The organism is Streptomyces sp. NPDC059788, from assembly GCF_042732265.1.
GTDB lineage: Bacteria > Actinomycetota > Actinomycetes > Streptomycetales > Streptomycetaceae > Streptomyces.
In genome coordinates this window covers 1-8,845 of sequence record NZ_JBHWHY010000102.1, presented here as the reverse complement: position 1 = coordinate 8,845, position 8,845 = coordinate 1, and the positions used below count along the sequence as shown (strand labels likewise).

At 73.6% G+C, this 8,845-nt stretch carries 2 protein-coding genes; both read right to left on the bottom strand.

All coding sequences use genetic code 11. The features are described from left to right. A partial coding sequence (locus tag ACFV57_RS42355; protein ID WP_385244543.1) for a type I polyketide synthase occupies positions 1–6,317 on the bottom strand: 6,317 nt, incomplete at its 3' end. Positions 6,318–6,419: 102 nt separating this feature from the next. Further along, positions 6,420–8,845 (bottom strand): SDR family NAD(P)-dependent oxidoreductase (locus tag ACFV57_RS42350; protein ID WP_385244541.1); only part of this gene is annotated, 2,426 nt, incomplete at its 5' end.

Here is an 8,845-nt window from a genome sequence, read left to right as displayed (position 1 = left end):
GACTCCCTCAACCGCCCCGCCTGCCCCACCAACCCCGCACCATCACGCCCCGACACCAACCACGGCACCACCCCCACACCCGACAACACCGACCGGCCACCACCACCACCAGCAGCCAACTCCCCAACCTCCGAAGGAGCCTCCTCCAACACCACATGCGCATTGGTCCCACTGATCCCGAACGCCGACACACCTGCACGCCGCAACCGCTCACCCGCCACCCACGGCACCGACTCACCCAACAACCGCACCGCACCCGCCGACCAATCCACATGCGACGACGGAACCTCCGCATGCAACGTCCGCGGCAACACGCCATGACGCAACGCCAAGACCATCTTCATCACACCGGCGACACCCGCGGCCGTCTGCGTATGACCGATGTTCGACTTCACCGACCCCAGCCACACTTCCCGGCCCTCCGGCCGGTCCTGCCCGTACGTGGCGAGCAACGCCTGCGCCTCGATCGGGTCACCCAGCTTGGTGCCGGTCCCGTGCGCCTCCACCACATCGACGTCACCCGCCGACAACTGCGCATTCGCCAACGCAGCCCGGATCACCCGCTGCTGGGACGGGCCGTTCGGCGCCGTCAGGCCGTTCGACGCACCGTCCTGGTTCACCGCGCTGCCCCGGATCACCGCCAGCACCTCATGCCCATTGCGCCGCGCGTCCGACAGCCGCTCCACCACCAGAACACCCGCGCCCTCGGCCAGGCCCATGCCGTCGGCCTCGTCCGAGAAGGCCTTGCACCGGCCGTCCGCGGCCAGTGCCCGCTGCCGTGAGAAGCCCACGAACTCGGTCGGGTCGGTGATGACGGTCACGCCGCCGGCCAGCGCCATGGTGCTCTCGCCCGCCCGCAGGGACTGGCATGCCAGATGCAGCGCCACCAGCGAGGACGAGCACGCGGTGTCCACCGTCACCGCCGGGCCCTCCAGGCCCAGCGCGTACGACACCCGGCCGGAGATCACGCTGGTCACGTTCGCGGTGGCCATGTGCGTTTCCGAGTCCTGCGCCCCGGAGCCGTTCTGTCCGTACCCGGACGCCGCGGCGCCGGCGAAGACGCCGGTCAGGGAGCCGCGCAGGGACTCCGGGTCGATGCCGGCCCGCTCGATCGCCTCCCACGAGATCTCCAGCAGCAGCCGCTGCTGCGGGTCCATCGCCAGCGCCTCACGCGGACTGATCCCGAAGAACCGCGGATCGAAATCCGCCGCCCCCTGAAGGAAGCCACCCTCCTGGACATACGACGTCCCCGGGTTGTCGGGGTCCGGGTCGAACAGACCCTCCACATCCCAGCCACGGTCCGTCGGAAAACCGGAAATCGCATCCCCACCAGCGGACAGCAACTCCCACAACCGCTCCGGACCATCCACACCACCCGGATACCGGCAGCCCATACCCACAATCGCGATCGGCTCGGCCAGGTCGCCCGTCGACGCCGGTACCGAAGCCGCGGGGTTCGCGGAGGAGTTCGCGTCCGTCGCCGCGTCTCCCAGCACCTCGCTGATGATCTGCCGGGCCATCACGGCCGGGGACGGGTAGTCGAACACCACCGTCGAGGGCAGTTGCAGCCCGGTCGCGGCGTTCAGGCGTCCGCGCAGTTCCACCGCGGTCAGCGAGTCGAAGCCCAGCTCGCGGAAAGCCCGGCCGGCCGGGACCTCGTCCGGCGTCCCGTGCCCGAGCACCGCGGCCGCGTGCGTCCGCACCACATCGGTGACCAGCCGCTCACGCTCCGCCGAGGGCAGCGCCGAGAGCCGCTGGGCCAACTCCCCGGCCGCCCCCGCGCCTCCTGCTGCCGCCGCTTCGGCTGACGACACCGTCTCCGACTCGGGCCGCGCCTCCGCGATCCGGTCCAGCAACGGCCGGGGCCGCGCCGCGCAGAACACCGGCGCGAACCGCGCCCAGTCCACGTCCGCCACGGCCAGGAACGTTTCACCGTCCGCCACCACCTGACCCAGCGCGGCCAGCGCCCGCCCCGGCTCCAGGAAGTTCATGCCCTGCCGCAGCAGCCGCGCCGGCGTCACACTGCCCGGCCCGTGCTCCACCACCGCGTTCACGGCGTCCCAATCACGTGTGTCCCACACACCCCACGCCACCGACGAGGCCACCAGACCACGCGCCCGGCGCTCCTCCGCCAGCGCGTCCAGGAAAGCGTTGCCCGCCGCGTACGCACCATGCTCATTGCTGCCCCACGTCGCCGCGATCGACGAGAACAGCACGAACGCGTCCAGATCGAGGCCGGCCGTCAGCTCGTCCAGCCACACCGCACCGGCCGCCTTCGCACCCAACGCGAGTTCCAGTCCCGCCACATCGGTGTGCTCCAGCCGTGCGAGGTCGACGGCGTTGGCGGCGTGCAGCACCGCGCGCAGCGGCGGCCCGTCCGCGGCGATACGGTCCAGGAGTGCGGCCACTTCGGGCCGTTGGGCGATGTCGCACGACACCACGTCCACGTGGGCCCCGGATGCCGCCAGTTCGGCGGTCAGCGCCGCGACGCCCGCGGCGGCCGGGCCGGACCGGCTGGTCAGTACGACGCGTTCCGCGCCCCGCTCGGCGAGCCACGTCCCGACGTGCACACCGACCGCGCCCGTACCGCCCGTGACCAGCGCCGTCCCGCGCGGCACCCAGGCCTCGCGCCGGCTCCCGCGCGGCGCGGCCCGTACGAGGCGGCGGGCCATGACGCCTGCCGGGCGCAGCGCGACCTGGTCCTCCGAACCGTCGGCGAGCGCCGCGCAGAAGAGGCCGGCGATCCGGTCGTCCCAGGCCGGCGGCAGATCGATCAGGCCGCCCCAGCGGTCGGGGTGTTCGAGACCGACGACCCGGCCCAGGCCCCAGACCTGCGCCTGCACGGGGCTGGTCAGCGCCTCGCCCGAGCCGGTCGCGACCGCGCCCTGCGTCAACACCCACAGCGGCGCCGCGAGACCCGCGTCGCCCAGCGCCTGCACCAGACCCAGCGTGCCGGCCAAGCCCCGGCTCACCATCGGCGCATCGGCCGACGTCGCCTCGTCCAACGCCAGCAGCGACACCACACCCGACACCTGCGCGCCTTCGGAGAGGCTCTCGGTCACACGCGCAGCCAGCGTCGCGCGGTCCACCTCGCCCGGACCGACCTCGACCACGACCACCTCGGCGCCATGGTCGGCCAGCGCCCGCAGGCACCCGTCCGCCAATGACGCGTCCGCATTCCCGGCCGGGATCACGAGCAGCCAGGCCCCCGGCAAACTCCCCGCCCGGGGACCGGTCACCGGAGACCACGAGACGCGGTACCGCCAGTCCGTCACCGCCGAGTCGTCGCGCTCCCGGCGCCGCCACGACGCCAGCGCGGGCAGCGCCTCGCTGAAGGGGCGCTGCTCGTCGATCGCCAGCGTCTCGGCCAGTTCCCGCAGGCTGCCGCCGTCCACCGCGGCCCAGAACTCGGCCTCCGCGGCCGTCCCCGTGCCGCCGTCCGCGTCCGTGGCGGGGGCGTGCGGCGCCGCGGGCTGTGGCCAGAAGCGCCGACGCTGGAAGGTGTACGTGGGCAGGTCGACGCGCTGTGCGGGCTCCAGCAGCGCCGTCCAGTCCACGCCGATGCCGTGCACGTGCGCCTCGGCCAGCGAGGCGAGGAGGCGGTCCGCGCCGCCGTCGTCACGTCGCAGCGTGCCGAGCGCGATCGGGGAAGGCCTGCCGGCCTCGTCCTGTCCTGCGGCCTGTGTGACGTCCTCGACGGTGTCGGTGATCGCCGCGGTCAGTACCGGATGCGGGGACACCTCGATGAACGCCCGGTGCCCGTCCTCGGCCAGGAGACGGACGGCCCGGTCGAACTCCACGGGCGCGCGCAGGCTGGCGTACCAGTAGGACGGGTCCAGCTCCGGGCCGGCGAGCATCTCCCCGCTCATGGAGGAGATCATGGGAATCGCGGCCTCGCTGGGCGCGATGCCCGCCAGAGCGTCGAGGATCTCCTGCTCCAGGGCGTCCACCTGGGCGCTGTGGGAGGCGTAATCCACCGGGATCATGCGGGCGCGGACGCCGTCCGCCTCGCACGCCGCGGCCAGTTCCTCCAGCGCCTCGGGGGTGCCGGAGACGACCGTGGCGGACGGGCCGTTGACCGCCGCCACGGACGCGCGCTCGCCCCACGCGGCGAGCCGGTCCCGTACCCGAGCGGCCGGCTCGGCCACCGACAGCATGCCGCCGCGACCGGCGAGCGCGGTCAGGGCGCGGGAGCGCAGGGCCACGACGCGGGCGCCGTCCTCCAGCGACAGCGCACCGGCGACGCACGCCGCGGCGATCTCGCCCTGCGAGTGGCCGACCACGGCGTCCGGCTGCACGCCCGCCGCCTGCCATACGGCGGCCAGCGAGACCATCACCGCCCACAGCGCGGGCTGCACCACGTCCGCGGTCTCCAGCGCGGGCGCGCCCGGCGCACCCGCCAACACCTCGTCCAGCGACCAGTCCACGTACGGGGACAGCGCCTCGCCGCACTCCGCCAGCCGCGCCGCGAACACCGGTGATGACTGGCGCAGTTCGCGCCCCATCCCCAGCCACTGACTCCCCTGCCCCGGGAAGACGAACACCGTCGGCCCGGTCCCGGCCCCGCCGCCACCAGCCGCAGCCGTACCGGACACCACGCCCGCAGCGGGCTGCCCCGTGGCCACCGCGGCCAGCCCGGCCACCAGGCCCTCACGGTCCGCGCCCGTCACCACGGCCCGGTGCTCGAACGTGGCACGAGAGGTCACCAACGACCACGCCACATCCGCCGCACCCAGCTCCGTACGGCTCAGCGCGAACTCCCGCAACCGCCCCGCCTGCGCCGCCAGTCCCTCCGCCGACCGGCCCGACACCAGCCACGCCAGTGCTCCGGGCTCGACAACCGCCTCGCCCGTACGCCCGCTGTCAGTGCCGACACCGACGTCCTGCCCATTGCCATCGCCGTCAGCAACAGCCCTGCCGTCCTCATCCGCGGCAGGAGCCTCCTCGACGATGAGGTGCACATTGGTGCCGCTGATACCGAACGCCGAAACGCCGGCCCGGCGCGGGCGGTCGCCCGCCGGCCACGGCCGCGCCTCCGCCAGCAGGCGTACCGCGCCCGCCGACCAGTCCACGTGCGGCGACGGCTCGTCGGCGTGCAGGGTGCGCGGCAGGACGCCGTGGCGCAGCGCCAGCACCATCTTCATCACGCCCGCCACACCCGCCGCTGTCTGCGGATGGCCGATGTTCGACTTGAGGGAACCCAGCCACACCGGCCGGTCCTCGGGCCGCTCCTGGCCGTACGTCGCCAGCAGCGCCTGGGCCTCGATCGGGTCGCCCAGGGTCGTACCGGTGCCGTGTGCTTCCACGGCGTCCACCTCGCCCGCCGTCAGACGGGCGTTGGCCAGTGCGGCGCGGATGACGCGCTGCTGGGACGGGCCGTTCGGGGCGGACAGGCCGTTGCTGGCGCCGTCCTGGTTGACGGCGCTGCCCCGGATCACCGCCAGGATCTCGTGCCCGTTGCGCCGCGCGTCCGACAGGCGTTCCAGTACGACGATGCCGGCGCCCTCGCCCCAGCCGATGCCGTCCGCGTCCGCCGAGAACGCCTTGCACCGGCCGTCCGCGGACAGTCCTCCCTGCCGGGAGAACTCCATGAACGCATCCGGGATGCCCAGTATCGCCACGCCGCCGGCCAGGGCCATCGTGCACTCACCGGCGCGCAGCGCCTGGCACGCCTGGTGCAGTGCCACCAGCGAGGACGAGCACGCCGTGTCCACCGTCACCGCCGGGCCCTCCAGGCCGAGCGTGTACGACACCCGGCCCGACAGCACGCTGACCGCGGTGCCCGTCGCGAGGTGCGCGTCCAGCTGTGCCTTCAGGCTCGTACCGACTCCGTACCCGGATGCCGACGCGCCCACGAACACCCCGGTCGGGGAACCGCGCAGCGACGCCGGGTCGATGCCCGCCCGCTCCAGGGCCTCCCAGGAGACCTCCAGCAGCATCCGCTGCTGCGGGTCCATCGCCAGCGCCTCACGCGGACTGATGCCGAAGAAGCCCGCGTCGAAGTCCGCCGCGTCGTAGACGAATCCGCCCAGGCGCGCATACGGCACCCCGGTCCCGCCGAGGCTCGCCTCGTAGGACTCCTCGAAAGCGTCCCAGCCGCGGTCCTGCGGGAATTCCGCTATCGCGTCCGTGCCCGCGGCCAGGAGTTCCCACAGCTGTTCCGGGCTGTTGGCGCCGCCGGGAAACCGGCAGCCCATGCCCACGACGGCCAGGGGCTCCTGTTCGCCCGACTCCACCTGACGCAGGCGTTCACGGGTCTCGTACAGATCAGCCGCCACCTTCTTCAGGTAGCTCAGAAGCTGCTGATCATCTGCCATTGGAGACCCTCCCCTTGCCGGAACGCGACGAGTTGGCGAAGCATGAATCAGGACGCGGATCAGGACCTGGTCCAGGACGCGAATCAAGAAGTGAACGATGAATCAAGACAGGCCCAGCTCCTCGTTGATGAAGCTGAGGACCTCGTCGGCCGACGCCGCCTCCAGGCGGCTGGAAACGGCCGGCCCGTCGTCATCGTCGGCGGCCCGGCTTTCCAGCCATTTCGACAGCATGGTTTGCAGGCGAAGAGTGATGTCCGCGCGTGCGTCGCTGTCGTCCGGTATTTCCGAGAGCGCGGTTTCGAGCCGGTCGAGTTCGGCGAAGGCGGGTGCCGTGTTCGCCGTACCGTCCTGGAGGATTTCCGTGCGCAGGTACCCGGCGAGAACGGCCGAGGTCGGATAGTCGAACACGAGGGTGGCGGGCAGTTTCGCGCCGGTGGCGGTGCCGAGCCGGTTACGGAGTTCGACGGCGGTCAGCGAATCGAAACCCAGGTCCCTGAAGGCCCGCTCCGGCTGCACCGCGCCGGCGGAGGAATGGCCCAGTACGGCGGCGGCCTCGGCGCGCACCAGGTCGGTCAGCAGCCGTTCCTGTTCGGCGCGGGACCTGCCCGTCAGCCGCTGCTCCCACTGCTCCGACCGGCCCTGCGACTCCGGTGCGGATGCTTCGCCGCCCGCTTCGGTACGGGCGAGGAGCGCCCGCACTTCGGGCAGCGCGGCGATCAGCGGGCTGGGGCGGCGCAGGGTGAAGGTCGGTACGAACCGCTCCCAGTCGACGGCCGCGACCGTCACCGTCGCCGCGCCGCCGTCGACGGCCTGCGCCAGCGCCTGGATCGCCCGGTCCGGGTCCATCACCCGCAGCCCGTACCGCTGCAACTGCGTACCGGCCTCCCCGGCGCCCATACCGCCGCCGCCCCACAGCCCCCAGGCCACCGACGTCGCCGCCAGCCCGCGGGCCCGCCGGTGCTCCGCCAGCGCGTCCAGGAACGCGTTGCCGGCCGCGTAGCCCGGCTGCAGCCGGCTGCCCCACGTCGCGGAGACCGAGGAGAACAGCACGAACGCGTCGAGGTCGAGGTCCGCGGTCAGCTCGTCCAGCCAGAGCGCACCGGCGGTCTTGGCCTCCGCCGCCGCGACCAGCTCCGGCACGGTGGTGTCCGCCAGCGGGCCGCCCTGTCCCACGCCCGCCGCGTGGACCACCGCGGTCAGCGGCGGGCCGTCCGCGGCGATCCGGCCGACGAGGTGCGCGGCTTCGGCGCGGTGCGCGATGTCGCAGGACAGCACCTCCACCGCGGAGCCGGCCGCGGCCAGGTCGGCGGCCAGAGCCGCGACTCCCGCCGCTGCCGGGCCGGACCGGCTGGTCAGTACGACGCGCTCGGCGCCACGCCCGGCCAGCCACCGGCCGACGCGCCCGCCGATCGCGCCCGTACCGCCGGTGACCAGCGCGGTGCCGCGCGGTGTCCACCCCTCGCGCCGGTCGGCCGAGTGGACGGCCATCCGCGCCAGTCGGCGGGCCATGATCCCGGACGGGCGCAGCGCGAGCTGGTCCTCCTCGCCGCTCCCGGCCAGCAGCGCGCAGAAACGAGCGGCCGTGCGGTCGTCCCAGGCCTGCGGCAGGTCGATCACACCGCCCCAACGGTCCGGGTGTTCGAGGCCGGCCACCCGGCCCAGGCCCCAGACCTGCGCCTGTACGGGGCTGGTCGGCGCCTCGGCGGCCCCGGTGGCCACGGCCCCTCGCGTGACGGCCCACAGCGGGGCGGTGACGCCCGCGTCGCCGAGCGCCTGGACGAGCCCCAGCGTGCCCGCCAGGCCCCGGCTCACCGAGGGGGCGTCCGCCAGCGGTGCCTCGTCCAGCGCGAGCAGCGACACGACACCGGCTATCCGCGCGTCCTCCGGCAGGGCCTGGGCGATGCGTGCGGCGAGTGAGGCGCGGTGGGTCTCTTCCGGGGCGGCCTCGATGAGGAGGGTGTCGGCGCCGCGATCGGTCAGGGCGGCTCGGAGGAGGTGCGCGTCCGTGCCATGGGGAGCGGAGGGGGCCGATTCCGCGGCCCCGATCGACTCCGTGGCCCCCATCGACACCGTGTGCCCAGCCAACTTCACGTGTTCGGCCGACTTCATGTGCCCGTCCGCGTCGGCTTCCGCGTGACCGGTCGGGGCGACGAGCAGCCACGTGCCGGACAGCACCGCCGTTCCCGGCTCCGGGACCGCGACCCACGAGACGCGGTACCGCCAGTCCGCGATCGCCGCGTCGTCCTGCTGGCGCCGCCGCCACGTCGCCAGGGCGGGCAGCACCTCGTGGAACGGACGCCGCTCGTCGACCGCCAGCGCATCGGCGATCTCCCGAAGGTCGCCCTCCTCGACCGCGGCCCAGAAGCGGGCCTCGGCGGTGCCACCCGCGCCCGGGGTCACCTCGGACGGTACGAGCGCCTCGGACGTCTTCGGCCAGTAGCGCTCGTGTTGGAAGGCGTAGGTGGGGAGGTCGATGTGCCGGGAGTGGTGGGCGGGTTCTTCGAGGAGGGTGGTCCAGTTGATGGGGG